Origin of the sequence: Streptomyces sp. G5(2025) (genome assembly GCF_049542075.1) — a bacterium.
Taxonomy (GTDB): Bacteria; Actinomycetota; Actinomycetes; order Streptomycetales; family Streptomycetaceae; genus Streptomyces.
The window spans coordinates 1-24,664 of record NZ_JBMUZT010000001.1; the positions used below are offsets into that span (position 1 = coordinate 1).

A 24,664-nucleotide genomic window follows, 5' to 3' on the forward strand; every position below is an offset into this window, starting at 1 on the left:
GGAGCCTGTTGTGCAACGCCGTCCTGCTCTTTGAGGACACCGGCGAGCTGCTCCCCGACGGCGGAATCGTCGCCCCGCACCGGCCTGCGGTCCTGGTCTGACGGCTGCCTGGCACCGCCCGCACCGGCTGCCGCTCTTCGCGGCAGGCGTGGTTCGGGCGATGTCAGGGAGCCGGAGAGCCCGGCCCGCAGACAGTAAGGACGACGACCATGCCCTTCTCCCTCACTCATATCTCGCGCCGTGTTACCCGCTACCTCACCCTCGGCTGGACGTGCGAGGGCAGCGGCGGGTGCGGCGCCACCAACTCGGACAGTGCCTCCAACTGCGGCGGCTGCGGACGCTCCTGGGGATAACACCGGCCGGGTCGGGCGGCGCTGACCACCCGCTTCAAGCAGACGGTCCTCCGAGTCCTCGGCATTCGAGCTGCCGAGGACTCGGAGGACCTGGTCACGACCCTACCGACCGACGACGACTCGCGGTGCCCTCTTGTACGAGGCGCCCGGAAGAGAGAGGACACCCTGTGGCCCCCAAGACCGCCACCCGCCGCAGGCGCCAGAGCGCCGCGGCCGCCAAGGCTCGCACCAACGGGCGCGCCAAGGCGCAGGCGCAGACCGCTGCCCTCGAGGACACTGCGCTGCTGGTGTTCGAAAAGGCCGACCCGGTCGTGGCCGACGCCGCTGACCGTGCCGCCGATCTGCGGGACCTGGCCGCCGAGGACGTCGCGCGGATCCTCGCCGACGGCGAAGTACGCGCCACCGAGCTGCTGGACGGCGCCCGCTCGGAGGCGGCCTCGGTGATCGAGGCCGCCACCACCGAGCAGGCCCGCGTCTTGGCCTACGCGGCCGCCGACGCCGACCGGGTCCGCACGGAGGCCGCGACCACCGCGGCCGCCAACGCCGACCAGGTCCTGGCCGACGCCGACGCGAAGGCCAAGCAACTGCTCGCCGACGCGCGCGGGGAGGCCGACACCATCAAGGCGGCGGCGGCCGACGAGGCCGAGCAGGTCCTCGCCGACGCCCAGGCGGCTGTCGAGCAGCTGCTCGTCGGCGCGCGCCGCCAGGCGGACGACGTCGCCGCCGCGGCGGCCGCGCAGGCGGAGCAGGCCCGCACCGAGGCCGCGCAGACCGCTGCGAAGGCCCTCGCCGACGCGGAGAGCGCGCGCACCGAGCTGCTCGCGGCGGCGGAGCGCACCGCGGTAGAGACCCGCACCCGCGCCGCCACCGATGCCGAGCAGCTCCTGCAGCAGGCTCGGGGTGAGGCGGATCGGCTGTGCGAGAGCGCGGGCGTTCAGGCCGCGCAGGTGAAGGCCGGAGCGGAGAAGGCGGCCGCCGAGCTGCGTGAGGACGCCGCCCGTGAGCGGGAGGCGTCCCGTGCGGATGCGGCGCGTACGCGTGCGCTGGCCAAGGAGGACATTGGTCGGCTGCGGGCGACGGCGACCGAGGACGCGGAGCGGCTGACCCGTGCCGCCCGGGAGGAGGCCGACCGCATCCTGGCCGCCGCCCGGACCAAGCGGGAGGCGGAGCTCAAGGAAGCCGAGCAGGCGCTGGTGCAGGCCCGGCTGCGGGAAGCGGACGCGGACGTCACGCTGAAGGCTGCCGACGACATGGTGGCCGAAGCCGCCGCCCGGATGAAGCGTGCCACCGACCGCACCGAGCGGGCCCTGGAGCGCAAGCGTCTCAAGCTCCAGGCCAAGGGGGAGCGCAGGGACGCGAAGGAGGCCCGCCGGGCGAAGGCCCGTGAGCTGCGGGCAGCTTCCCGCGCCGGGAAGCCGGCCGTGTCCGACCGCGTGAAGCAGTTCGTGAGGGTCAACGCGGAGCGGTTGATGGTGATCGGTCCGATCACCGCGCCGATGGCCGTGGCGTGGACCGGGCAGGCCGGGTTCGCTGAGGACATCCTCGGCTGGGTCGTCCCGTTCACGATCCTGTTCGCTGCCGCGTGGGAGCTGTCGACGGCGTTCGTGGGCTGGATGTACCACCAGGCCCGCCAGAGCGGCGACGCCGGAACCCTCTACCGCGTCAGCACATGGATCTTCGCTCTCGGGGCGGCGGTCATGAACTTCTGGCACGCCTCCGGACAGACCGTGGCCGGTAGCCGGGTGTGGGACGCGAAGGAGGAGGTCTGGACGGAGCAGGTCACCTACTGGCACTTCACTCCGAAGGCGGTGGCGTTCGCCGCCATGAGCATCGTGGGGATGGTGCTGTGGGAGCTGTACGCCTCGCTTATCCACCGCCGCAAGCTCCGTGAGGACGGCAAGGTCGCCAAGGCCCGCCCCTCGATCGGGGCGGTCCGCTGGCTGCGCTACCCGGTCCACTCCTTCACCGCCTGGTCCCTGGCGATCACCGACCCTCGCCTGACCACGCTGGACCGGGCCTGGACCGCAGCCGGGGCACAGCTCGCGGACCGCAAGGCGGCCCGGACCGGTCTCGCCCTGCACCGGGTCGTCGTCCCCCGCATCGCGGCCGACGACCACGGACCGGCAGCCATCCCCACCGTCCTCACCCTGACCCGCACGGACCGGCCCGGACCGCTCGAAAGCCCCGCTCCGGTCCGCCCGGTCCAGCACGGAGGGCATCCGGTCCGGTCCGGTCCGGTCGACCGGAACGCGGTCCACGGTCCGGTCCGGACCGCAGGGGCCACGGACCGGACCGGCGGACCGGCGCGCGCCCTGGAGGCCGGTCCGGCCGGACCGCAGGGCGCTGACCTGCTGACCGGCCCCGGTCCGGACCGTGGTCCTCGGACCGTGCCCGCCGCCCAGGGCCCGGCGGCCAGCCGGGGGGTGACGGTCCGGACCGCCGATGTCGCCCCCGGACCGCAGGAGCCGGACCGCACCGGAACGGCCGAACAGCAAGCACCGTATGAGGCCGACGGTCCGGACCGTGGTGAGGATGGCGGTCCGGACCGCACGGTCATCACGCTCACGGACCTGGAGCGGACCGCGCTGGACCGGCTCCGGACCGAGGGCGAGCCGCTGAACCGGGCCAACATCGCCAAGGCGGTCCGGGCCGAGGGCGGCTCCATCGCCACGGACCGCGCCGGACAGATCGCCGTCGCCCTCAAGCAGCACACGGTCCGCTGACCGGACCGCCCGCACAACGCCCTGCCGCTCATGGTCGCCACCGGTCCGCGCTCGCCCACCCGAGCGCGGACCGGTGACGGCCACGGTCGGCAGGCCGCTCGCCCGCACCGCGCCCCGAGCGCGGATACCGCGGGCCAGGCACAACCGAGCACCACCCGCCCCGCGCCAGACCGCATCCCTCTCCCCTGCACCGAACTCGGGCACCGCCCCGAGCGGCTGGAGATCCGCGATGCGGTTCAGGCGCACGAAGGCCCCCCGCTGAAGCGTGATCAGCGGGGGGGCCTCGGTCTTCTGCTCACGCAAGAAAGGAGCACAGCATGGCACCCACGACGACCGGGCCGGCCCCGAAAGCTGGGAGCTTCCCCCGTACGACGACCCCGCAGGCGCCCGCGCTGGCACCCCCTGCGGTGATCCCGCCGGCCCTGGAGATCTGGGCGCCCGACCCCCGACCTGGGGCCAGCGACTGATCCCCAAGGGGATCCGGTCCGCGATGGCTGACCTGGGGCTCTGGCAGGAGCCGCGCCCCTTGAAGCCCTCGTTCCACCTGGTCCAGGTGATCGAAGTCCTCACCCGCTACGGCTGGTGCCAGTCCTTCGATTTCTCCCCCACCGGACGTATGTGCATCCGGGGTGCCCAGACATTTCTGGAATCCACCGGGCACGTCACCACGATCGACCGGGGCAAGGCCGTGAATTACCTCCAGTCCCAGTTGGCCCGCCAGGGCGTGAACACGCGTTTCTGGGAGTGGAACGACCTTTCCAGCAACACCTTCCGGGGTGTGGAGGCCACCATTTCGGCGGCCTCCGATATGGCGCGTAAGAACGGAGACTGAAAATGACGCCGGACGAAGAGAGGGCATTCGAAGGAATTCAGGCCGGAATGACGGCTGGAATGACCTTCGGTAACAGCGCTTCGGACGCTTCCCCGTACGCCGACGAAGGGCCGTACGGAACCCCGGTCGTGCCCAAGAAGACCGGTCTGACCCGCCGGGGAAAGGTCGCCATCGCGGTGGCCGGAGTGGCGATCGTCGGCGGCGGGACCATCTGGTTCCAGGCGCATTCGGCAGCCGTCGCAAAGGAGGAGAAGGAGGCCGCCGCCCTCCAGCTCCAGATGAAGGAGCTGGAGCTGGAGGAGATGAAGATTCGGAACGAGAAGGCGACCACCGAGAAGAAGGCTGCGGCCGCCTCCGCCAGCAAGGTCCAGGCGGCCGTCGACAAGTGCGTGAAGGACTCCTCTGACCTGATCGGCAAGGGGTTCGGATCGCCCTCCAGGAGCGACGTCGTGGCGGACTGCAAGCAGCAGTACGAGACCGCCGACGGGTCCGGCATGCAGGCTGCGGGCGCCGCCCAGGACACCGCGAACGCGGGGGGCGGCGGGATCAACTCCCCCGCCCTGCTGGGTCTCGTCGCCGGTGGCGGCCTGGCCATCGCGGTGTTCGCGCGCAAGGGCAAGAAGGCCGACGCATAGTCACGCACGGTGACTAATTACTCCTTCCCTCCTTGGCGGGGAGCGCCGCAATCGGACTCCCATGATCCGGCGATCGGCTGCTCTCCGCTGGGAAGTGAGGAGTAAGGAACCATTGCGACCACGGAGAGTGAGGAATGATGGCGACCGATACGGCGCCCCCGGCCCCTGCGGGACCCCCCGATCCGCCCGCTGCGCCGGCCGCCAGCACCGCGTCGGCACCCGCCGCAGACACCGGCATTATGGCCGCCCTGATGGCCGCGGTGGAGCCCGCCAGGCCGGTCGTCGCGACCGGCGCCGGGGCCAGGCCGGACGGTGACGACCCGGCCGCGAAGGCGGACCCCGACGGAGTGGTGGACCGCTCCTCCCCTGGCGTCACCAGCGAGTCGTTCAAGGCCCCGGAGGACCTGACCGGGGCCGGATCCGACGCGGCCGGTGCCCGGCACAAGGAGGGTGTGTTCAAAACCCTGATCCGGGCGGGCGCGACCCGCTGGGCGAAAGGCGGCGGTACTGCGAACAAGCGGCTGGATCTGGAGAAAGCCAGGGCCAGCGCGCATCAGGTGAAAGAGGCCCGGACCACCACGGTCATGAAGTCGCCTGGACTTCCCACGCGAAACGGCTCCGGAGGGGCCAGTGGAGGGGGCCGTAATTCCGGTGGAAATAGCGGCGGAAGTTCTGGCCGTAATTCCACCGGGAACGGCTCAACGGGTACTGGACGCAGCGGCAGCGGCGGCGTCACCGGAGGCGGCGGGCGCGGCTCGTCCGGCTCGAATGGGCGCGGCGGATCCGGTGGCGGGCGCGGTACCAGTGGAAATGGTGGCGGAGGTGCGCCGAAGGACACCAGCCCCAAGGGCGCGAAGGACTCCGCGGGCAAGGGGAACGACGGCTCCTTGGGAAACGCGGGGTCTGGTGGAAAGACTGGCAAGGACGGAAAGGCCGGTACCTCCAAAAGCGGCGGCGGATCGACGTCGGGCGGTTCTTCCGGCGGCCGTAATTCCGGCAGCTCGAAGGACAAGACCGACAAGGGCAAGGGCGCGAAGGCGGACCTCAAGAAGGGCGGCGGCCAGGGCTCGGGAGGCTCCTCCGGCAACGGCGGCGGATCCGGGAAGAGCAGCGGCGGATCTGGTTCGAGCGGTGGCTCCGGCAAGAACAGTGGCGGATCCCCGAAGGGCGGCGGATCTGGTTCGAGCGGTGGCTCCGGCAAGAACAGTGGCGGATCCCCGAAGGGCGGCGGATCTGGTTCGAGCGGTGGCTCCGGTAAGAGCGGTGCGGCTGGCCACAACTCGAACGGAGCCGGCAACCGGACCCCGCTCCAGCGTTCGCGGGAGGTCGGTCACGGCGACGGTTCCGCGGTCCGCAACGTGGTCGACCACGTGAAGGCGTACGCGCAGGGCACCAAGGACGGCTACCAGGACAAGAAGGAGGAGAACGGCAAGGAGCACGCGCGGCTGGACAAGGCGCACATCGACCACAAGGCGAAGCAGCAGGGCCCGAAGCAGGACGACCCGAAGCAGCAGAAGGGGACGACGGTGGCCGGGCCCAGCGGCCAGACGATCGTCATCGCCCTGCCGGACAAAGGAGACGACGGAGTGAGCACGGACGTGAAGCCCCTCCTGGTCAAGGAGATCGACGCGAACACGCTGAGCCTGGGAACGGAGGGGGCCCGTGGGTCGGTCAGCCGCAAGGAGCTGCGCAACTTCAAGCAGTACGAACGCAAGCTGGAGACCAAGGAGACCCACCTGATCAAGGTGGCCGACGCGTGCAAGTCGCTCGAGGCCGCGGCGGAGGAAGAGGCGAAGGACTGCCAGAAGCTCGCCGAGCAGGCCAAGGCCGTCGAAGGCGGGGAGAAGCTGGCGGCGAAGCTGACGAAGCTGGCCGACAGCGCGAAGGCCCAGGCGACGGAGGCCGCCGAACTCCACAAGCGCGCGAAGCGGGCGGCGGAGATGTGCAAGGTCGTCCTGACCAACATCGGGACCAGGTACGCGCCGCTGTACAAGGCCGTGGTCGACAGTGACGAGACGAAGCCGGCCGAACTGCGCTTCTACAACGACAAGGGCTCCTACGCGCCCGCCGCGTAGGAGAAGACGGGAGAGCCGATCATGGCGGAGCTGACGTACAAGGTCCTCGTCCGAAAGACGCAGGCCAAGGAGAAGGCCCTGGCCCGCAACGCGGAGGGCGTCAAGAAGGCCGCGGACACCATCAAGGAACTGGCTGACGACACCGCCACCGACGCGGAGGCGCTGGGGGCCAAGAGCGTGGACCGCGACTCCCTGGCGGAGTGCCAGGAGCTGTCGAAAATCATCCGCGGCGTGTCGGAGGCCGCGATCAACTACGCCTCGAAGACGGCCGACACCGCGAAGGCCGCGAAGGCCGCAGGCGACCAGGCCCGCACCACCCACGCCGCGTTTCAGGAGGCGTTCGACCGCTCCGACGTGACGGACCTGGAGAAGGTCTCGCGCGACTGGTTCGAGCAGGATTGACTTCCGCTCCCCGGCCTAAAGGCCGGGGATTCCTACCACGGTCGGCTGACCGTCTCGGTGGGTTCCTGATTCTTTGCGCTGCGCCGGCACGGGGGCCGGTCTTACCTGCGCTCCACAGGCTGATACCGCCAGTCCGGCGGCCTTGGCTATGTTGACGGCGGCGTTCACATCCCGGTCAAGGATGGCCTCGCACGCTCCACACGTCCATTCCCGGACGTTGAGGGGCTTGGGGCCGTCCTTGACGCTGCACGCGGAGCACACCTGAGAGGTGGGCTCGAAGCGTCCGATGCGGTGGAAGGTCCGCCCGTACCGGGCGGCCTTGTACTCCAGCATTGTGACGAACTGCGACCACCCGGCATCGTGGATGCTCTTGGCCATGCGGGTGCGGGCGAGTCCTTTGACTGCCAGGTCCTCAACGGCAACCGCTTGGTTCTCGCGGATGATTCGGGTTGAGAGCTGGTGGTGGAACTCGCGCCGGGCGTCGGCCACGGTCGCGTGAGCGCGGGCGACCTTCGCCCGTGCTTTCTCGCGGTTCTTGCTGCCCTTGGCCTTGCGACTCAGGGACCTCTGCGCCTTCTTCAACCGCTTCTCGGCGCGGCGCAGGAAGCGCGGGCTGTCGATCTTCGTTCCGTCGGAGAGGATCGCGAAGTGCGTCAGGCCCAGGTCGATGCCGGTCACGTTGTCGGTGTCCGGCATCCGGGTCAGGTCGGCGGTGGGGTCGGTCTCCACGATGAAGGAGGCGAAGTACCGGCCCGCACTGTCCTTGACCACGGTCACCGTGGACGGCACCGACGGAAGCGAGCGGGACCACTTCACCCGCACGTCGCCAATCTTCGGCAGCGACAGGTCACCGCCAGGGGTGATCTTCCACCGGGCGTTCGCGGTGAAGCGGATCGCCTGCCGGGTGTCCTTGCGGCTCTTGAACCGGGGCGGTCCCATCTTCGGGCGCTTGCCCTTGAGGCCGTCGAAGAAGTTCTTGTAGGCGGTGTCCAGGTCGCGGAGGGACTGTTGCAGCACCACGGACGACACCTCTCCGAGCCATGCGCGCTCGGGGGTGGTCTTCACGGACGTCAGTGCTTTGGACAGCTCCGCCGACTTCACGAACGGTAGCCCGGCGGCACGGGCCGTCTCGCGGACGCGCAACGCATCGTTGTAGGCCACCCGAGCACACCCGAACGCCCTGGCCAGCGCGGCACGCTGAGGACCGTTCGGGTACAGGCGGAAGCTGTACCGAAGGTGCATAACTCCTCAATTATTCCAGGCCAGTTGGGCTGTGAGGGCCAGGCGGCCCTGTGATACCGCGCATCTCCGGTGCGCAACGACAGGATGCGCTTCACCTCCGCCCTGAAGGGCGAAGCACTGCGCAAGATCACAGGTAGCACCACCACACCACCGGTGCGGCCGGCCCGGGGATCGCACCCCTCGGGTCGGCCGCGCCTTTTGCGGATCACCCAGTACCCAGACAGGAGTAGTCCCGGATGTCCACCCTCACCAAGACCGTGCCGAACGCGGAGCCGGCGGAGCGCGCCGCCGCGGCGCTCCAGATCGCCCTCCCCGTCGGGGTGGGCATCCTGGCGCCCTACCTGGACCCGAACGCGGCGGCTTACGCCGGGGCCGGGTTCCTGGCCGGTGCGACGTTTGCCGGGGCCAACTACATGAACCGTTTGGGCCGCTGGGCGGACCGGCTCCCCGGGATCGACATTGCGCGGGCGCACCGCGACACCATGGGGATTGCCACGATCACCACCGGGATGGGCCTGGCCCTGGGCCAGCTGGGCGGAGCCGAGGCGTCTGAGGCGCTGATGGCCGGGGCCTTCGAGCCGACCACCGTTCCTGGGATCCTGTCGCTGGGCTGGTGGGCTGCGGTTGTCTTCACCGGCTGGCGTCTTCGCCGCGTCTTCGGCAGTAAGAAGATCGAGGTGGCGCAGGCGCTGGCACCGGCTGGTCCGGCCAATACCGGTGATCCCGGCCCGGTGTCCCTGGCCGACAAGATGATCGCGGCGTGGGGGCGCGTGATCAGCGACCCGAAGTCGGGTCGCCACCGCAACCAGGTCCTGTCCGACGTCGTGATCTACGCGGACCGCTGGGAGGGACGGATCACTGCGGCCCTGGGCGATGCGGTGAACGTGTCGAAGGAGGCCGTCTCCAGTCTCTTCGGCCGCTCGGTCGACGACATCGACATGAAGTACGGGGCGCACTCCGGGGAGGCGTTCATCACCGTCTGGTACACCCAGCGCGCGGAGCTGGACCCCTCCACCCTCCAGGGCGCCTGGAAGCGCGTCCAGGCGCGGGTCCTCCCGAAGACTCACCTGGAGGAGGTCGGCGAGGACGTGAACACCGGCGGCCAGGTGGCGCGCGTCGTGGCCGACGACGACCTGGACGCACTCCCCCGCGTCGTCAACCTCGGGGAACTGGCCGGAGCGCTGCGCCGTTCCATCGACCTCGTCTCCTATGAGCCGGGACGGCGTGACCCCCGGCGCGCGATCATCCGCATCATGGACCACAACCCGCTGGAGGCCGGGCACGAGTTCCAGGGCCTGGACTCCCTGGTGGCGACCCCGGGGGGCTGGGTCAACATCGGGAAGATTGTGAGCGGCTTCCCCGCGAAACTCCAGCTGTTCGACCCGAAGCTGGGCGCCCTCCACGTCGTGATCGCCGGTACCACCGGCTCCGGCAAGGGAGGCACGGGCCAGATGATCAGCCTGGCGTACCACGCCAACAAGATGGCGCAGATCTACGGCGACCCCAAGGGCGCCAGCAACCCGGCGATCCCGAAGATGGCCGCCTACAGCGGCCTGACCAAGTACGGCGCCCTGGGTGCCATGCGGCTGTCCTGGTGGGTCCTCCAGCACCGGATCGACGAGGCCGCCCGCCTGGACCTGAAGAACTTCGAGCCGTCCGCGATGCGGCCCTACTGCGCCACGATCCTGGACGAGGCCGCCCAGATGCTGGCCCCGGGAGCAGAGAACCGCAAGGAGGCAGTGAAGATCGTCAAGGATGGCGCCTCCCTGACCCGCTCCATGGGCATGCCCTGGGTCCTGATCAACCAGACCGTGAACCTGGACCAACTGGGCGGCGAGCAGGCCATCCGCGCCAACCTCATCGCGGGCGGGACCTGGATCATCCTGCGCACCGACAGCGACCAGGTGAACCTGGGCGACCTTCCCCCCGGCTTCGACGGGCTGGACCCCTCTCTGATCCCGCCGGTGTGGGTGGAGGAGGACGACGCGCTGGTGTACGACCCGACCATCGAGGAGTCCGACCCGCGCCGAACCTTCGGCCTGGGCTACGTCGCGGCACCGGGCGGCCGCGCCGGCATGATGCGCATCGACACCCTGGAAGACGCCACCGAGCACATCCGGCCGGAGAACATCATGGCCCCGGTCGACGTGCCCTGGTGGGGCGACCAGGCGCGCATGGAGGAGCTGGCCATGACGCCCATCCCCGGCTTCGAGGAGACGGACGGCGAGGGCGGGACCGGCGAGGCCGGGACCTCGTTCCCCGGTGTCGACCTCCCGAAGGCCAAGGAGCTCACCTCGGAGGAGAAGGTCCTGGCCGCCCTCCGCGACGAGTCCGACCCCATGTACGTCGACATGCTCGACGAGGGCGACGAGATCGGCCCCGAGGACATCGACTACGTGGAGCGGGGCCAGCTGCAGGCCGCCTGCGGGGTCGCGGAGTCGACCTTCGCGAACGTACTGAACAAGCTGGAAAAGGCAGGAAAGATCCACCGGATCAAAAAGGGGAAAACCTCGAAGGTGGCCCTGGGCCCCCGGCCGGAGGAGACCGGCGAACAGGCCGCCTGACCGCTGTCACACCACGGCGCGCTTCCCACACGGGAGGCGCGCCGTTCCAGTCCGTTGACCTGACGCTCTGCTTGGCCCTCGCCCACCCCGCCTTCGGGGCCGGGCGAGGACCGGACAGGCCGCCCGGCCGCACGCCTCACCCCTTCCGCCCCGTCGACGGTCCTCCGCCAGCGGGGTGCGCAGCACTGCCCGCCATCAACCCTGTTGGAGGACACCCGTGCTCATCCCCCGCCCGCGCCGCCGCATCGGCCGTCCCCGCCCGCAGCGCCCCGGCCCCCGCTACCCGCAGCGCCCCCACCGGCTCCCCGGCGTCTGGCACCGGTGATGCCCCGCCCCCGGAAGAAGCGCCGACGCGAGATCAAGAAGGTGCCGCGCAGCGACGCGACCCTGGAAGAGTTCGACCGGCGCACTTGGCCCGAGGGCCTGGTCACCCGCAGGCAGCTGCGCAAGCAGGGCCTCAGCCCCGGCGGACACGCCCCGGTCGCGGTCCTGCGCTGCAAAGGGTGCGCGTACCGGCCCGACCAGTCGTGCAACCACCCCACCCGGGCCTGGCTTTACGACGTGAACCTCGCCCGGCCCAAGCGTGTGCCGACGCTCGCGCAGGAATGGGCGCTGGACCGGGCGATGGCTGCGAGGTCCACGTGCCCGGAATGCAGGCGGCGGTACTACTTCTGCCTCCTGCTGCGCACCCAGGGCCGCTGCGACCCCTGCGCCAAGGGCTACGAACCCAGCCCCGACACCTACTTCGCCTCTACGGCCCCGGTCATCCACCGGCTGGCCGCCTGATCAACGAACCCCTCGGAGGAGAGTCACTATGGCTCTGTTCACGCACCCCGCCCCCGCCCCCGCTCTCGTGCCCGAGACCTGGATGCCGCAGGGCACGCTCGTCTCCCAGCGCTACCGGGCGCTGGAGGGCGCGATCGTGCTCGTCTACACCGCCGACGCCGACCGGGCCTCCGCCAAGCACGCCGTTGCCTGTCTCGGCTGCACCTACCGGGCCGCGACGAACGCCGTGCACAACCCGATGTCCGAGACGGACGCCGCCAAGGACGCCAACGCGCACGCGGCCGGATGCCGGGCGATGCCGCGCGGCGTCCCCGCCCGGCCTGACGACACCGAGGCCGCCGAAATGATCCGCACCCGGCTGTGGGCCCGCCGCTACGGCAAGACCCCGCACCCGGTGCACATCAGCGACTTCAACGAGATCCGGGCCGACCTCCAGCGCCCCACCGCCTGGATCAAGGCGCTGCTGACCGATCTCGCGCAGTCCGACCCCGGCTTCCTCGCTGCGACACCCACCAGCTTCGGCGAGGGCACCCGCTTCACCGTCCAGCCCTTCGCCCGGCCCTGACCGTGCGCGCCCGAGCCGCGCTGGTCGCGGCCGCCGCCGTCCTCGAGGCCGGCCACTGGCAGCTCTGTACGTCGACCGGTACCGCATCGAGCTCAAGCCCCGACCCCGCCGCTCCTGCCCCGACTGCCGGGGTGCGGGCGGCTGGTGGACCGGCGGCCCGTTCCCGGAGATGGAGGCGTGCGGTTGCTGGACGGGCAGGCGCGAGCTCCGCATCTGTCCTGCGCGAGCTCATCGAGGACACCGACCCGCCCGGCGGCTTTCTGGCGGCCGTCGCGCAGCTGCTCACCGTCGCCGCGCGCCGTGCCGAGCAGATCGAGCCGGACCGCGACGGCGACGCCTCCTGCCCGCTGCATGAGGCTGCCGCCCTGATTACCGACAACGCCGGGCAGCGGCTGATCTGGGCTGCCCGCGCCCTTCACCCGCAGGGAGACATCTGAGATGGCGAGCACGAAGGCGACGAATCCGCCGCGGGGCCAGTGCAAGCAGTGCTGGTTCCACGCGTACGCCAGCCGCGAGGCCCACGCCGGGCTCGGTCCGCGCGAGGACTGCCCGCAGTGCGTGGACCACCGGGACAACGGCCACCCCGACCACATGATCGTCCGCTGACGCCGCTGCGTGCAGCCCCCGCCCTACTCACCCATGCCGGGCAGCACCTCCCTTTCGCGCTGCCCGGCACCCTCACTCGCAAGGAGATCTCGCATGACAGAGCCGGTCTACCCGCAGATGCCTGAGCACAGCCTGGTGGTCCTCATCGGCCCCTCCGGTGCTGGGAAGTCCACGATCGCGCGCACCTGGCCCAACTCGCGGGTCCTGTCCCTGGACGCGTTGCGCGAGGTCGTCAGCGACGACGCGGGCGACCAGGACGCGACCGGTGACGCGGTCGCCGCCCTGCACCTGCTCCTGGAGGCGAGGATGCGCCGCCGACTGTTCACGGTCGTCGACGCCACCAACGTCACGGCGGCGGCCAGGGAACCGCTCATCGCCGCCGCCAAGCGGTACAACATGCTGCCCATCGCGGTCATGGTCGCCACCCCTGGCAGCGTCTGCATCGAGCGGCAGGGCCCGCGGTCGGCCAACCGCACGGTGCCGGAGGACGTAGTCGTCAAGCAGTGTCAGGACATGGTCAATTCGCACCGGACCCTCAAGGCCGAAGGCTTCCCCGAGGTCGTCTTCGCCGACAGTCTCTGCCGGCTGCTGCCGTTCCTGGAGCGCTTGAGCGAGGCCCGGACCACCAACCTTGAACGGGACGGCGGCGAAGAGCTGGGTGACCTGGCTCTCGTGCGCCGCACGTTCGGCGCGGAGATCCTGCCGCTGTGGCAGTGGATGCCAGGCTTGAACGTCGCTGGCGGCGACCGCGTCGCGGAGATCCGCCTCGGTCAGCAGTCCCTCACCCTCGCGTTCCGTCCGGACGCCGACAACGACGTCTACTACGGGTTCGACGCGCTGGTCCCCTGCCCGCACGACGATGAATGCACCGGTCCTGCCTGGGTGCCCGTCTACAGCGTCACCTGCCTGTTCCGCGCCCTGAACGGCGACCTGGACGACGACGAGGACATCGTCTGCACCGTCCACGGCCCGAACAACGACGACGACCAGGAGGACGACCCCGAGGGCCGCGCCGACCTGGAAGCGCAGTACGCGGACGCGGTCCGCGCGTGAGCCGCGCAGCCGACGGGCCTCACCCGCACCCGCTCAACCCGGCCGAACTCCCGGCCGGGGCTGAGTGGTGGCACGGATGCCCGGACTGCCACCTGCCGATTCAGGGCGGGGCCGCCGGCCTTGTCGCGCACTGCCGCATCGTGCACATCAGCGCCGGTGACCCGCGCATCCCCATCACGATCCGACTCGACTTCTGACAAGGAGACCCGCATGGCCGTCCAGACCAGGACCGACACCTTCGCCGCGCTCCGCGACTGCTTCGCCACCGACCTCGCCGCCCTCATCGGCGACCAATCGCCGCGCGGTGTCACCGCGAACGCCTTCATCGACCTGGTCGAAGAGGGCCGCGACGTTCTCGGTGCGTCCAGCCTCAGCAACTGGCAGGACGCCAGCGAGGACCTGGACCGCGCCGTCGGCTACCTCACCGACGCACTGACAAGCCCGGACGGCGACCAGGCTTCGCTTTTGGCCCGGGCGCGCACTCACCTGCGCGACGGCATCGCGACGGCCAGCTGATCCCCGCCCGAGTTGAGCGCACCCTGTGCCGTCCCGACCCGTACCCGCGGGCCGGGGCGGTCGCAGTGGCCCCTCAACCCATCAGCACACGAAGGGAGATGGACGTCATGACCCTGCCCTACTTCGAGGTCGACGTCCCGATACACCACGACAGCGGCCTGACGGGGGTGCACATCTTCACCGGCCCCGCTGACAGCCGCATCACGGCTGTACGGATCGCGCACGAGGTCTACGACGCGGCACGCGCCGCGTGCGAGGCCGGACTTGAGGTTCCTCACGACAGGCCGGACGGCTGGGGAGCCTGCGGCTACCGGCCCGGCTGGAAGCCCAACTGGAAGGCCGCGACCGTCGGCCGCTGGAACAACCCATACAGCTGGACTCGCGCCTATGACGGCGACTTCGAGCTGTAGCTACGCCCCGGGACAGCCGCTGCGCTTGGCGGCTTGACGGCTGTCCCGGGCCCACCCAACCCGTACAAGACGAGAGGGAGAGATCCCAGTATGGACTCCGTCCTGCGCGCGCACACTCGAATCGGGCAGCGCGCACTCTTACTGTCCACCGCCGCTGTGCCGTTGACCGGCTGGGCGGTGCACGCCGTCGCGCTGCACAAGCAGCTCGCTGAAAGCCGGAAGGACCCGCTGACCGGGCTTCTGCGTCGTGACGCCTACACCGCCCGCGCCCGCCGGCTCCTGTCCCGCCACGGCAGCGAGACGGCTCTGGTTATGGTCGACGCCGACCACTTCAAGGCCGTCAACGACACGATGGGCCACCCAGCCGGTGACGCCGTTCTGGCTGCCTTCGGCGCCCGGCTCACCGCGTGGGCGGGCCCGCGCGCGGCCGTCGGCCGCCTCGGGGGCGATGAGTTCGCCGTGGTCCTGGAGCTGACCGCCACCCGGCGCGAACAGCGCCTCACCCAGCTGGTCCGGATGCTGCACACGCCGGTCGTCTTGGACGACGGCCGCACGGTCGATGTCGCCGCGTCGGTCGGCGTCGCAACTCCGGACGTGATCGGCTCGCGTGATCTGGCCGTGTTGCAGCGGGCGGCTGATGCGGCCCTGTACGACGGCAAGCACTGCGGCCGCGCCGTCACCGCTACCACCGCGCACGCCCAGGTGCCGTCCGTCAACGGGCGCCGCGTCGGGCGCCCGGGTACGGCGGTGTGGGGGCGAGCCGCATGAGTCTGGTGACCCTGCCGGAAGGCGACTGGATCCGCGGCATCAGCGTCAAGCAGCCCTACGCCACCTGCATCCTCGCCGGCGCCAAGACCGTTGAGAACCGCTCTGCACCGTGGCGGCCGGGCTGGGTGCTGGTGCACGCGAGCAAGACCGTCGACCAGGTCGCCCTGCGTATTCCGCAGGTCGCCCGCACCATCCGCGGCCGTCAGCTGGTCACAGGGGCGGTGGTCGGCATCGCCCGGATCAGCGACTGTCATCAGGACCCCGACGGATCCCCGCTGTGCTCCCCGTGGGCGCACCCGGGCGCCTGGCACCTGGTCCTTAAGGACGTTCAAGGGCTGCCGCTGCCGGTCCCCACCGCAGGGCAGCTCGGGCCCTGGAAGCCGACCGAGGACTTGCTGGAGCGCGTGTTCCAGCAGCTGCCCGACTTCCGGCCGTGATCCGCACTCGAAAGAAGCCGCTGTTCGATCCAGGACTGATCCCGGCTCCCGGCGCCCTCCTCCAACGACTTCCAGACCAAACGCCAGCACGACGACGACCACGCCTGACCCTCCCGACGGAGGCACGCATGAACACCGACACCCCGCCCGAGCCCGACACCGGCCACGGCCTGACCTACCCCGAGCCGCCGGCCTCCCTGCTCTGGCACCGCCACGGCCAGGCCCGGCCGCTCACCGACGTTGAACGGCGGCACCACCGTGAGGTGCTAGACGCCGCCCAGCGCAAGCCCCGCACAGCTGCGGAGGAGGGCCGGTCATGTTCGCCGACATGAGAGAGGCCCTCGAAGCCGAGGCCCTCGAACTCACCCCGCTCGATAGTCATCAGAGCGCCACCGCCTCGGTGGTGGTCGCCTGCCACGCCCGCGGCAAGGACGACCTCGCCGACCTGCTGGAGGCGCTTGGCCTGCCCTGCGGCGAAGACGACCTCGTACGCCTGCTCCCCCACCTCCCCGCCCCCAACACCCCGACCGGAGACTCGATGCCCGCCACCGCCTTCACCGCCACCGCCGCCTCCATGCTCCGCAACGGCGACCACCCCGCCCACGTCCGCGAGACACTCGGACTCACCGAAAGCGAACTCGCTGAAGCCACCCAGCACGCCGCTCAGCACACCCCGGACAGCGACACCGGCGCACCGGGAGCAGCGGACCATGACGGCATCGAGGGTCTGCTGGACCGGGCGGAGAGTCACCCGGCCGCCAGCATCCGCAACCGCGCCGCTCGTGTGCGCGCCGACCTGAGCGAACTGACCGAGCGCCGCGGCGCCGACCAGGCGCAGCGCGACGCGGAGGAGCGGGTTGCCAAAGCCAGGGCCGAACTCGAGGCCGCGCAAGCCCAGCTGCGCAAGGTGAAGACCGGCGGCGGGCGCACCCCGGCGGTCAGCACGGGCACCATGTCGGCTGTGATCGGCAAGAGCAAGCGCTCCTCGCAGGAACTGGCGGCAATCCGGACGTGGGCGCGCGCCAACGGCTACGAGGTCGCTGACCGGGGAAACCCGCCGAAGAAGGTCATGGACGCCTACGACGCAGCCCACCGCTCCCCCGCTCTGGCGGAGGCGAGTTGAATGGACACCACGCGCCTCACCGTCGACGGCTACCTCGACACCGTTCCCACACCCGGCGGCGCGCCGTACACCGCCCGGTTCCAGCTGGTCGTCTCGCCCACCGATGACCTCGTGGACGACGTGATCTGGTCCTGCAGCACCGGCGATCCCCGCATCGCCCACGAGCTGCTGACCGGCATCCAGCCCGGCGACCTGCTGAGGGTCACCGGCACCCTCCTCCAGCCCGGCATCCCGGGTGAGGCTGCCCTATTCACCGTCGATGCCCTCCAGGTCCTGGCCACCGCACCAGCGCGGGCGCTGCAGGAGATGGTGCTGGACCGGTACGGCGAGTACATCGTCGTCTTCGACGCCGACACCGACGCGGTTCCCGTGTTCACCGCCCGCGGACAGTGGGTGGGTCGGCTGGGCGGAAACCCCGGACACCATCACCACCCTGATCGAAATACACGAGCGCGTGAACGGCAGCGACGCATGAAGACCCCGGCAACCGAGCCGGCGCGTGCCCTTGAGCGATTCTCCGCCCGAGGCGCACGCGACTCCTGGTCCCTGGTCATCACCGACACCACCAAGTAGCCCCCACCGACACATGAGCGCCGCCCCGACCTTCCCGGCCGGGGCGGCGCTCGATGTGTCCCCACCCGATTCCGAGTCTGGAGGTTCCGTGACCACCCCCGACGTGTTCATCGACTCTTTCGGCGCCCGCTGGCAAGACACTTCCCCGCCCCGCTACCGCGCCGCCGTCCTCAAATCAACCTCACGAACATGCTCCTGAACCCGCCGGACGACCCGGCCCTGGCCGACGTCGTCGCCCAGCAGACCGGACGGGACGCCGGCGTACGCGACTACGTCCTGGGCACCCCGGGTGCGGCCCGCATCATCAACGACGCAGTTCATGAACTGGCTGCACTGCGCGGTGCCGCGCATGGCCGCCCGGTCCAGCTCCTGGTGAGCTGCTGGTACGGAAGGCACAGAGCTGTTGACCGGACTACCGGACGACACGCCGGGTGTGACCGCATCCCTCGCATGGCCTAGTCGGTAGACGTTGCGCATCCGAACGACGAAGGAGCGCAACGAAGTTGGCAGCATCTCGTGACATCCAGTCGATCCGTCTCCCGCGATGGGGGCGGGTGGCGGTCGGAGCAGGGGCGGTGCCCTGGCTGGTCTTCGATGAGGAAGGGAGAGCGGTGGAGCCGATTCGCAGGTTCCTGATCGACTTCGTCGCTCGGGACAACCGGCCGGGCAGCGTCCGCAGCTACGCCTTCGATCTTCTGCGCTGGTGGCGGTGGCTTCGGGTGGTCCAGGTCGAGTGGGACCGGGCCACCTCGGCCGAAGTACGCGACTTTGTGCTGTGGCTGCGCGTCACGACGAAGCCTCGGACGTCTGCGCGTACGCACTCGGCAGTGACTGCGGGGACGACCAACACGATCACGAAGAAGCCGTACCTGGACGACCTCTACAAGCCTCGCACGATCCGGCACAGCAACGCCGTGCTCCGCAGCTTCTACGAGTTCTGGATCGAGTCGGGCAGCGGTCCGCTGGTCAACCCGGTGCCGCTGGCACGGAGCGTGAGGCGGCGACCGAATGCCCATCACAACCCGCTGGATCCGTACGGGAGCGAGGGGCGGCTGCGCTACAACCCCAAGGTTCCGCGTCGGCTCCCGCGGCAGATGCCGGATGAGCGGTGGAACGAGTTGTTCTCGGCCCTGCGGTCGAACCGGGACCGGGCGATCCTTGCGCTCGGCATCAGCAACGCCGCCCGCGCCTCCGAGCTCCTCGGGGTTCGCGGCGTCGACGTCGACTGGGGCGATCAGCTGGTACGCGTCGAGCGCAAGGGCTCCCAGGCCGAGCAGTGGCTGCCCTCCAGCCCGGAGTCGTTCATCTGGCTGCGGCTCTACCAGAGTGAAGGGCCGCCGCTCGATCCGCAGGAGCCCCTGTGGTGGACCCTGCGCCGACGCGATCACGGCGAAGGGCTGAACTACCAGCCGCTGAACTACGAGGCCCTGCGCGCGGTGTTCCGCCGGGCCAATGCCCTGTTGGGCACGAACTGGTCGATGCACGACCTGCGGCACACCGCCGCGCTGAGGATGGCCCGGGACAAGCGCCTGACCTTGCGCGACGTGCAGACCATCCTCGGGCACGCGCACCTCAGCACGACCGCCGACATCTACCTGGTCGAGGAGGAAGAGCAGGTCATCGCCCGCGTCCAGGAGTACCTCGCGGACCGCGAGGAGCGGGCGAAGTCTCCCGCGCCACCGACCGCCGTCGCCACGGGCTACGAGGCGAGCGACCTGGCGGTGCTGTTCGGGGGTGGTCAGGCATGAGCTACATGGGAGGACGACGAGCCAACCGGACCCGGCAGGCCGGGACCGGCACGACGCCGGCACGACCGCTGTTCGTCGAACACGACCTGAAGGCCGACGAGAACCGCGTCGGCCCGCACGACAAGTGCACCCGCGACGAGGTTCTGGCGCTGCTTCCCGCCTCACCGCTCTGGCCACGAAAGTCGGACCGCCTCAGCGTCGATCCTGCCGTGAGGTTCCTGGCCTTCTCCGGCCGGATCCTGGAGTGGTTGGAGTCGCATCCCGGGGACGGCTGGCAGGCACGGTGGCGGGCAGCTGGCGCCGACCAGGGCAAGGAGATCGTGCTGGCCGGAGTGCTTGGCGACGACCAACGGGACTCCATGCGCAACGGCGTGATCTCGGGCATGAACCAGCTGATGATCAACCGGATCGTGCTGCCGGGCTACGGCTTCCTGCGCGGCTACAAGGCCATGCGGCTCTTCAAGAACGTCCAGTTGCTCTTCCCCGACGGCAAGCTCGAAGAGACCCGCCGCTACGGCGCCGATGTCGGCATGACGGGCCGCCACATCGACGAGGGCCTCCGCCTGATCTCCTCGATCATCCTGCACACCGGCCGTGATCTCGATCAGCTCACCATGGAGGACATCTTCTACCTCCGGGCCCGTGACCGGCGCGCAAGCGGCGAGGCATACGTCGGCACCCACAGCGCCTGGGACCTGTTGCGCGGGGTCGGAATCCTCCAGACCAAGGACACCCTCAAGGACGCACTTCGGCACGGACAGCGGCCGACCGCCGAACTCGTCGACTCCTACAACATCCAGTCCACCCAGATCCGCAACGTGCTGGTGCGCTACCTCGACGAACGGCGGCCGGCCGTCGACTACGGCACCTTCCGCGGACTGGTACGCGAACTGGCCGGCGTCTTCTGGGCAGACATCGAAGCCCACCACCCCGGCATCGAGACCCTTCGGATCCCGGAGGACGTCATTGACGCCTGGAAGCAGCGGATTCTGACCTACACCGACAAGAGCGGCCAGGTCCGGGAGCGACGCTCGCGCATCGACGTGATGATGCGCATCCGCGGCTTCTACCTCGACATCCAGGAGTGGGCGCACGAGGACCCCTACTGGGCCCAGTGGGCCGTCCCCAGCCCGATCACCAGGGGCGACGGCGCTGGCAACCACAAGATGATCAAACAGACCACAGCTCGGATGCACCAGCGGGTGCGGGAACGGCTGCCACACCTGCCGGTGCTTGTCGAGACCGCTGAGCGAGTACGCCGTGAAGCCGCCGAGCTCCTGGAGGCGGCCCGCTCCACGCCGTTCAACGACGTCTTCGAGCACGCCGGGAAGCGCTACCTGCGGGTGCTTCCCGCGGTCAACCAGGTGCCCAGCCGTCCCGACCACGGCTCACCGCACGTCTTCATCAAGGAAGTCGGCAGCACGGCGCGGCGGATCAACCAGACCCTCGTCGAGGACGACGCCTTCTGGGCCTGGGCCGTCATCGAGACCCTGCGGCACACCGGCGTCCGCGCGGAGGAACTCACCGAGCTGACGCACTTGGCGTTGGTCTCCTACAAGCTCCCCGACCAACTCCCGGACAAGGGCGAGGTCGTTCCGCTGCTGCAGATCGTGCCGTCCAAGAGCAACGAGGAACGGCTGCTGCTGGTCAGCCCCGAGCTGGCGAGCGTCCTGGCCACGATCATCAAGCGCCTGCGCGACGCGAACGGCGGGAAGATCCCGCTGGTCTCCCGCTACGACTCCCACGAGCGCGTCACCGGCCCACAGCTCCCGCATCTCTTCCAGCGCCGTCCCTACTGGCAGTCAGCGGTTCTGAGCGAGGCCGCCGTGAAGCGCCTCCTCGACCGCACCCTGGAATGCACCGGCCTACGTGACGCGGCAGGCGAGCCCCTTCGCTACACGCCCCACGACTTCCGCAGGATGTTCGCGACCGAGGCCGTCACCGGCGGCCTGCCAGTCCACATCGCCGCCCGCATCCTCGGACACAAGACGCTGACCACCACTCAGGCATATCTCGCCGTCTTCCAAGACGACTTGATCAGGACCTACCGCGGCTTCCTGGACCGTCGTCGCGCGGCACGTCCGCCGGAGGAGTACCGGGAGCCCACCGCCCAGGAGTGGCGCGACTTCCAGCAGCACTTCGAACTCCGCAAGGTCTCACTCGGCACTTGCGGACGCCCCTACGGAACCCCCTGCAAGCACGAGCATGCCTGCATCCGCTGCCCAGTTCTTCAGATGGACCCCCGCCAGAAGGCGCGCCTCATCGAGATCATCCAGAACCTCCGCGAACGCATCCGCGAGGCCCGCGCCAATGGCTGGCTCGGGGAAGTCGAGGGACTCCAGGTCAGCTTCGACGCCGCGATGGCCAAGCTCAACAGCCTCAAGAACACCCCCACCGACGGGCGCCCTCAACTGGTCGACCTCGGCATGCCCGTCATCACCGACCCCGCACCCCCGCCAGGAACAGGAGAACCCGACCTTGCACCCGATACGCCTGATCTCGTTCGGCTACCTCCACCTCCCCGCCAGCCCGGATGGCACCCCGATCCCGCCGACCGCTGACCGTGTCGAGGACGTCCGCGAGCGGCTCCGCGACCCGGCGGCCGCCCGCGACATCCTCGACCTCGACGGCTTCCACCCCCGCGTCCAGGAGGTCGTCCTCAACACCCCCGGAGCCCGTGAGCTGATCGACAACCTCACGGACTACGCGAACCTCCCGGCCGGCCCTCGGCGCATCGCCATCGGATGCGCAGGGGGACGTCACAGGGCCAGCGGCCTCACTGAAATCCTTGCGCGAGCCCTTCGTGAACGCGGCCGTGAGGTCGAAGTCGAGCATCTCCACATCCACCTCCCCCGGGTGCTGAAGTCGGCTGCCTCATGATCATTTCCTTAGTCCGGAAAAGGGCACCCGCAATCGCCGACGCCATCGGCCACCGGGTGCAACAGAGCGGCGCCCGCGTCCAGGTCACCCACCACCACATCAACCGGCCCCCGGTCCCCCGCAAACACCCGCGCCCCGACTGCCCGTTCTGCCAGATCATCCACGATGGCGCACCGGCAACGATCGTCCACGAGTGGAGCGACGCCCTCGCAATCGTGCCGCGCAGCGGCGGCTGCACCGACGGCCACCTCCTGGTCCTGCCCCGCGGCCACGTCGCCGACTTCACGACGGACCCCGTCGTCTCCGCCACTGTGCAGCTGCGCGCCGCCGAACTCGCCGCATAGATCGGCGGCCAGTGGAACTACCTCACCTCCTGCGGCCCGGACGCCACGCAGACTGTCTACCACCTCCACGGCCACCTCCTCCCCCGCACCGCCGGCGACGGCCTCGCCCTGCCCTGGACCCACCCCACCCGCGAACAGGAACCCTCCCGATGAAACGCCCCTTCCTCCGCCGCCGCAGACACACCCCCGGCGCCCTCACCCCCGAAGACCAGACCGTCATCGACCACTTCCGCGCGATGCTCACCGCTCTGCGCCACCCCGAGCCCCGGACGCCCGGCAGCGCCCGGGACATCGCCGTACGCGTCGGCCCGTTCGTGGAACGCGCGCACACCCGGCCCGGCGACGACCACGGCCCCGACCTGATCGCGGTCGCCCTGGTCCACCCCGACAACCCGTACGCCGCGGGCTACCTCCACGGCCGCCGGCTCGGCTACACCGACCGCGGCTGGCTCCGATGCGAGACCAGCGCGATCCTCGGCATCTGGCAGCCCGGATACGCCACGCTCACCCACGCCGCCGCGAACCTGCCCCTACCCGACGACATCGGCATGGACCCCGCGCACTACGCCCTCTACCTCGAGGTCCGACGACAGCCTCGACGGCTACACCCTGCTGCGCCTCGGCCCGTACACCCAGATCAGGCACGCCCAGCAGGACTACGACCGGCTCACCGCCGCGCTGGACGGACGCGAGACCACCCTCGTACCCGAGTTCCGCATCTCCACGAGGTTCGGGCCGTTCGACGTCAGCGACCACCAGCTGTTCGCCGACCCCTACGAGGCCGACGCCGTCGCGCTCCTGGACGCCGCAGTTGCGGGGGCGAGCGCATGACCGCCCCGACCCTGTACGAGATCGAGACCAGTGCGGGCGACGACGCCATGCACCCCGCCGAACAGCTCTGGACACCCTGCGCCGACGGTGCGGCCGACCACGGGTTCATCACCCACCAGGGCCTGTTCGTCGCCGGGATTGACGGCACGGCTGATGATGACCTCTACCCGGTCGGCTTCCTGGTCCTCGGACACCAGCGGTGGGCCGACATCATCGAGGCCGCCCTCGCGTCCATGGCCTGGACCCACGGTTGGCGCAACCTCTACCTGGACCCGGGCGACGACCCGGCGGTCCTCATCCCCCGTATCCCGCACGCAGTCCAAACCCACGGCGTCTTCTTACGGCACCCGCACCAGGACGACAGCTGCGGATGCGAGTGGGACGACACCTGGCGCATGGTCTGGGCACCTGCCACTGAACCCGGCGCCGTTCCGATCACCGCGCTACGGCACCCGGCCGCCGCGGTGGCCGCCGCTGGCATCGCCAGCCCCGACAAAGACGGCACGCCCGCGACTTGGACGGCCTGACAGCCGAAGGCCCGGCACTCCCGCAGACGATCGCGGGAGTGCCGGGCCTTCTTGTGCTTCAGGGGCAAGAACGAAGTGAGGCCTAGAAGCCTGATGAAGCACGGGCCGCAGCGCTCCGCGTGGCGCGTCTGAACGCCATTCTCGCGGGGATGAGCGCATGACCGTTCCGACCCCGCATGAGATGGAGACCTCCATCACCGGGCTGATAAGTCACCAGCGCTCTGTGAGCGCCGAGTCGGCTGTCGCCACGAGCGGGATGTACGGGTGCGACCTCTGGACTTCTCTCCGCCTTCATCTCTGCTTCAACGAGAGCTCCCCCCTTGCAAGCTATTACGGCGTAATAGCTTGCAAGGGAGTCTCCTGATGACGGTCTCCGCGGCGAGTCTTGTGAGCCAGACCACCCACCCTCTTGTACTCGCGATCGGCTGCGCCGCCCTCAGGTGGGCTTCTGCGCTCGGAGCAACTCGTAGGGCTTCGTTAGTTCTGGCTCCGGCTCTGCTCCTGGCGAGGGGAGTGCCACCGGTGGTGCAGGCGCCGGTCCGGCACCTGAATGGGGTCGTGAAGGGTGTCTAGGGCTGGTACCGAGGCAGGTTGGCGTCTGAGTCTTGGGTGCAGGCACCGAAGGGCGATGAGGGTGATGTGGTGGTGTCAGCCGTGGCTAAGGGCGGGCC

29 protein-coding genes are annotated in these 24,664 nt (G+C 70.0%); 28 read left to right on the plus strand and 1 reads right to left on the minus strand.

Annotated elements, in window-relative coordinates:
- From ACOBQB_RS00005 to ACOBQB_RS00035, 7 genes are all read left to right on the plus strand, one after another.
- On the plus strand, positions 1-101 hold a 101-nt coding region (locus tag ACOBQB_RS00005), incomplete at its 5' end, for a DUF5999 family protein (RefSeq protein ID WP_423587885.1).
- 419 nt (positions 102-520) lie between these two features.
- Positions 521-3,076, plus strand: coding sequence for a hypothetical protein (locus tag ACOBQB_RS00010; RefSeq protein ID WP_423587817.1), 2,556 nt, complete (start codon positions 521-523; stop codon positions 3,074-3,076).
- A gap of 317 nt (positions 3,077-3,393) precedes the next feature.
- The gene (locus tag ACOBQB_RS00015) at positions 3,394-3,543 is read left to right on the plus strand and encodes a hypothetical protein (RefSeq protein WP_423587818.1); all 150 of its coding nucleotides are present in this window, start codon (positions 3,394-3,396) and stop codon (positions 3,541-3,543) included.
- A gap of 23 nt (positions 3,544-3,566) precedes the next feature.
- Positions 3,567-3,908 carry a DUF6197 family protein gene (locus ACOBQB_RS00020; RefSeq protein ID WP_423587819.1) on the plus strand — a complete coding sequence of 114 codons (342 nt, stop codon included), beginning with the start codon at positions 3,567-3,569 and terminating at the stop codon, positions 3,906-3,908.
- A gap of 47 nt (positions 3,909-3,955) precedes the next feature.
- Positions 3,956-4,543: a hypothetical protein gene (locus ACOBQB_RS00025; RefSeq protein ID WP_423587820.1), complete on the plus strand. Its 588-nt coding sequence runs from the start codon at positions 3,956-3,958 to the stop codon at positions 4,541-4,543.
- A 239-nt stretch (positions 4,544-4,782) separates the two neighbouring features.
- Positions 4,783-6,618, plus strand: coding sequence for a hypothetical protein (locus ACOBQB_RS00030; protein ID WP_423587821.1), 1,836 nt, complete (start codon positions 4,783-4,785; stop codon positions 6,616-6,618).
- Positions 6,619-6,639: 21 nt separating this feature from the next.
- On the plus strand, positions 6,640-7,020 hold the full coding sequence (locus ACOBQB_RS00035; protein ID WP_423587822.1) for a hypothetical protein: 381 nt from the start codon (positions 6,640-6,642) through the stop codon (positions 7,018-7,020).
- A 15-nt stretch (positions 7,021-7,035) separates the two neighbouring features.
- Here the strand turns inward: ACOBQB_RS00035 and ACOBQB_RS00040 are convergent, their stop codons facing one another.
- Positions 7,036-8,262 (minus strand): RNA-guided endonuclease InsQ/TnpB family protein, encoded by a 1,227-nt coding sequence (locus ACOBQB_RS00040; RefSeq protein WP_423587823.1) that lies wholly within the window; start codon positions 8,260-8,262, stop codon positions 7,036-7,038.
- Between the two features lie 236 nt (positions 8,263-8,498).
- On the opposite strand from ACOBQB_RS00040, the gene ACOBQB_RS00045 reads away from it, so the two are divergent.
- From ACOBQB_RS00045 to ACOBQB_RS00145, 21 genes are all read left to right on the plus strand, one after another.
- Entirely contained in the window at positions 8,499-10,826 is a 2,328-nt protein-coding gene (locus ACOBQB_RS00045) for a hypothetical protein (RefSeq protein WP_423587824.1), read from the plus strand.
- 324 nt (positions 10,827-11,150) lie between these two features.
- Positions 11,151-11,612: an RRQRL motif-containing zinc-binding protein gene (locus ACOBQB_RS00050; RefSeq protein WP_423587825.1), complete on the plus strand. Its 462-nt coding sequence runs from the start codon at positions 11,151-11,153 to the stop codon at positions 11,610-11,612.
- Between the two features lie 28 nt (positions 11,613-11,640).
- Entirely contained in the window at positions 11,641-12,177 is a 537-nt protein-coding gene (locus ACOBQB_RS00055; protein WP_423587826.1) for a hypothetical protein, read from the plus strand.
- Between the two features lie 2 nt (positions 12,178-12,179).
- Positions 12,180-12,614, plus strand: a complete 435-nt coding sequence (locus tag ACOBQB_RS00060; protein WP_423587827.1) for a hypothetical protein — start codon at positions 12,180-12,182, stop codon at positions 12,612-12,614.
- Position 12,615: 1 nt separating this feature from the next.
- Positions 12,616-12,783, plus strand: coding sequence for a pRL2-8 (locus tag ACOBQB_RS00065; RefSeq protein WP_423587828.1), 168 nt, complete (start codon positions 12,616-12,618; stop codon positions 12,781-12,783).
- 93 nt (positions 12,784-12,876) lie between these two features.
- Positions 12,877-13,836, plus strand: coding sequence for an AAA family ATPase (locus tag ACOBQB_RS00070; RefSeq protein ID WP_423587829.1), 960 nt, complete (start codon positions 12,877-12,879; stop codon positions 13,834-13,836).
- Positions 13,833-14,033: a hypothetical protein gene (locus tag ACOBQB_RS00075; RefSeq protein ID WP_423587830.1), complete on the plus strand. Its 201-nt coding sequence runs from the start codon at positions 13,833-13,835 to the stop codon at positions 14,031-14,033. Before ACOBQB_RS00070 ends, ACOBQB_RS00075 begins: the two co-directional genes overlap by 4 nt.
- Before the next feature lie 13 nt (positions 14,034-14,046).
- On the plus strand, positions 14,047-14,352 hold the full coding sequence (locus ACOBQB_RS00080; RefSeq protein WP_423587831.1) for a hypothetical protein: 306 nt from the start codon (positions 14,047-14,049) through the stop codon (positions 14,350-14,352).
- 98 nt (positions 14,353-14,450) lie between these two features.
- On the plus strand, positions 14,451-14,762 hold the full coding sequence (locus tag ACOBQB_RS00085; protein ID WP_423587832.1) for a hypothetical protein: 312 nt from the start codon (positions 14,451-14,453) through the stop codon (positions 14,760-14,762).
- Positions 14,763-14,852: 90 nt separating this feature from the next.
- Positions 14,853-15,530, plus strand: a complete 678-nt coding sequence (locus tag ACOBQB_RS00090) for a GGDEF domain-containing protein (RefSeq protein WP_423587833.1) — start codon at positions 14,853-14,855, stop codon at positions 15,528-15,530.
- The gene (locus ACOBQB_RS00095; RefSeq protein ID WP_423587834.1) at positions 15,527-15,967 is read left to right on the plus strand and encodes a hypothetical protein; all 441 of its coding nucleotides are present in this window, start codon (positions 15,527-15,529) and stop codon (positions 15,965-15,967) included. Before ACOBQB_RS00090 ends, ACOBQB_RS00095 begins: the two co-directional genes overlap by 4 nt.
- A 128-nt stretch (positions 15,968-16,095) precedes the next feature.
- Positions 16,096-16,299: a hypothetical protein gene (locus tag ACOBQB_RS00100; protein ID WP_423587835.1), complete on the plus strand. Its 204-nt coding sequence runs from the start codon at positions 16,096-16,098 to the stop codon at positions 16,297-16,299.
- On the plus strand, positions 16,284-17,090 hold the full coding sequence (locus ACOBQB_RS00105; RefSeq protein ID WP_423587836.1) for an Lsr2 family DNA-binding protein: 807 nt from the start codon (positions 16,284-16,286) through the stop codon (positions 17,088-17,090). Before ACOBQB_RS00100 ends, ACOBQB_RS00105 begins: the two co-directional genes overlap by 16 nt.
- Entirely contained in the window at positions 17,091-17,663 is a 573-nt protein-coding gene (locus ACOBQB_RS00110) for a hypothetical protein (protein WP_423587837.1), read from the plus strand.
- Positions 17,664-17,852: 189 nt separating this feature from the next.
- Positions 17,853-18,122 carry a RapZ C-terminal domain-containing protein gene (locus tag ACOBQB_RS00115; protein WP_423587838.1) on the plus strand — a complete coding sequence of 90 codons (270 nt, stop codon included), beginning with the start codon at positions 17,853-17,855 and terminating at the stop codon, positions 18,120-18,122.
- Positions 18,123-18,166: 44 nt separating this feature from the next.
- On the plus strand, positions 18,167-19,411 hold the full coding sequence (locus ACOBQB_RS00120) for a tyrosine-type recombinase/integrase (protein ID WP_423587839.1): 1,245 nt from the start codon (positions 18,167-18,169) through the stop codon (positions 19,409-19,411).
- On the plus strand, positions 19,408-21,972 hold the full coding sequence (locus ACOBQB_RS00125; protein WP_423587840.1) for a tyrosine-type recombinase/integrase: 2,565 nt from the start codon (positions 19,408-19,410) through the stop codon (positions 21,970-21,972). Before ACOBQB_RS00120 ends, ACOBQB_RS00125 begins: the two co-directional genes overlap by 4 nt.
- Entirely contained in the window at positions 21,890-22,291 is a 402-nt protein-coding gene (locus ACOBQB_RS00130) for a RapZ C-terminal domain-containing protein (RefSeq protein WP_423587841.1), read from the plus strand. The genes ACOBQB_RS00125 and ACOBQB_RS00130 overlap by 83 nt, the downstream gene beginning before the upstream one ends.
- Positions 22,288-22,635: an HIT family protein gene (locus ACOBQB_RS00135; protein WP_423587842.1), complete on the plus strand. Its 348-nt coding sequence runs from the start codon at positions 22,288-22,290 to the stop codon at positions 22,633-22,635. Before ACOBQB_RS00130 ends, ACOBQB_RS00135 begins: the two co-directional genes overlap by 4 nt.
- Positions 22,636-22,788, plus strand: coding sequence for an HIT family protein (locus tag ACOBQB_RS00140; RefSeq protein ID WP_423587886.1), 153 nt, complete (start codon positions 22,636-22,638; stop codon positions 22,786-22,788). It begins immediately after the preceding gene.
- On the plus strand, positions 22,785-23,993 hold the full coding sequence (locus tag ACOBQB_RS00145) for a hypothetical protein (RefSeq protein ID WP_423587843.1): 1,209 nt from the start codon (positions 22,785-22,787) through the stop codon (positions 23,991-23,993). Before ACOBQB_RS00140 ends, ACOBQB_RS00145 begins: the two co-directional genes overlap by 4 nt.
- Positions 23,994-24,664: the final 671 nt, after the last annotated feature.

What these genes read in the sequence shown, in the direction of transcription:
- ACOBQB_RS00015 (WP_423587818.1), top strand. Translation starts at nt 3,394, where the DNA reads ATGGCACCCACGACGACCGGGCCGGCCCCGAAAGCTGGGAGCTTCCCC.
- ACOBQB_RS00020 (WP_423587819.1), top strand. Translation starts at nt 3,567, where the DNA reads ATGGCTGACCTGGGGCTCTGGCAGGAGCCGCGCCCCTTGAAGCCCTCG.
- ACOBQB_RS00025 (WP_423587820.1), top strand. Translation starts at nt 3,956, where the DNA reads ATGACGGCTGGAATGACCTTCGGTAACAGCGCTTCGGACGCTTCCCCG.
- ACOBQB_RS00030 (WP_423587821.1), top strand. Translation starts at nt 4,783, where the DNA reads ATGGCCGCCCTGATGGCCGCGGTGGAGCCCGCCAGGCCGGTCGTCGCG.
- ACOBQB_RS00035 (WP_423587822.1), top strand. Translation starts at nt 6,640, where the DNA reads ATGGCGGAGCTGACGTACAAGGTCCTCGTCCGAAAGACGCAGGCCAAG.
- ACOBQB_RS00040 (WP_423587823.1), bottom strand. Translation starts at nt 8,262, where the DNA reads ATGCACCTTCGGTACAGCTTCCGCCTGTACCCGAACGGTCCTCAGCGT.
- ACOBQB_RS00045 (WP_423587824.1), top strand. Translation starts at nt 8,499, where the DNA reads ATGTCCACCCTCACCAAGACCGTGCCGAACGCGGAGCCGGCGGAGCGC.
- ACOBQB_RS00050 (WP_423587825.1), top strand. Translation starts at nt 11,151, where the DNA reads ATGCCCCGCCCCCGGAAGAAGCGCCGACGCGAGATCAAGAAGGTGCCG.
- ACOBQB_RS00055 (WP_423587826.1), top strand. Translation starts at nt 11,641, where the DNA reads ATGGCTCTGTTCACGCACCCCGCCCCCGCCCCCGCTCTCGTGCCCGAG.
- ACOBQB_RS00065 (WP_423587828.1), top strand. Translation starts at nt 12,616, where the DNA reads ATGGCGAGCACGAAGGCGACGAATCCGCCGCGGGGCCAGTGCAAGCAG.
- ACOBQB_RS00070 (WP_423587829.1), top strand. Translation starts at nt 12,877, where the DNA reads ATGACAGAGCCGGTCTACCCGCAGATGCCTGAGCACAGCCTGGTGGTC.
- ACOBQB_RS00080 (WP_423587831.1), top strand. Translation starts at nt 14,047, where the DNA reads ATGGCCGTCCAGACCAGGACCGACACCTTCGCCGCGCTCCGCGACTGC.
- ACOBQB_RS00085 (WP_423587832.1), top strand. Translation starts at nt 14,451, where the DNA reads ATGGACGTCATGACCCTGCCCTACTTCGAGGTCGACGTCCCGATACAC.
- ACOBQB_RS00090 (WP_423587833.1), top strand. Translation starts at nt 14,853, where the DNA reads ATGGACTCCGTCCTGCGCGCGCACACTCGAATCGGGCAGCGCGCACTC.
- ACOBQB_RS00095 (WP_423587834.1), top strand. Translation starts at nt 15,527, where the DNA reads ATGAGTCTGGTGACCCTGCCGGAAGGCGACTGGATCCGCGGCATCAGC.
- ACOBQB_RS00100 (WP_423587835.1), top strand. Translation starts at nt 16,096, where the DNA reads ATGAACACCGACACCCCGCCCGAGCCCGACACCGGCCACGGCCTGACC.
- ACOBQB_RS00105 (WP_423587836.1), top strand. Translation starts at nt 16,284, where the DNA reads ATGTTCGCCGACATGAGAGAGGCCCTCGAAGCCGAGGCCCTCGAACTC.
- ACOBQB_RS00110 (WP_423587837.1), top strand. Translation starts at nt 17,091, where the DNA reads ATGGACACCACGCGCCTCACCGTCGACGGCTACCTCGACACCGTTCCC.
- ACOBQB_RS00115 (WP_423587838.1), top strand. Translation starts at nt 17,853, where the DNA reads ATGCTCCTGAACCCGCCGGACGACCCGGCCCTGGCCGACGTCGTCGCC.
- ACOBQB_RS00125 (WP_423587840.1), top strand. Translation starts at nt 19,408, where the DNA reads ATGAGCTACATGGGAGGACGACGAGCCAACCGGACCCGGCAGGCCGGG.
- ACOBQB_RS00135 (WP_423587842.1), top strand. Translation starts at nt 22,288, where the DNA reads ATGATCATTTCCTTAGTCCGGAAAAGGGCACCCGCAATCGCCGACGCC.
- ACOBQB_RS00145 (WP_423587843.1), top strand. Translation starts at nt 22,785, where the DNA reads ATGAAACGCCCCTTCCTCCGCCGCCGCAGACACACCCCCGGCGCCCTC.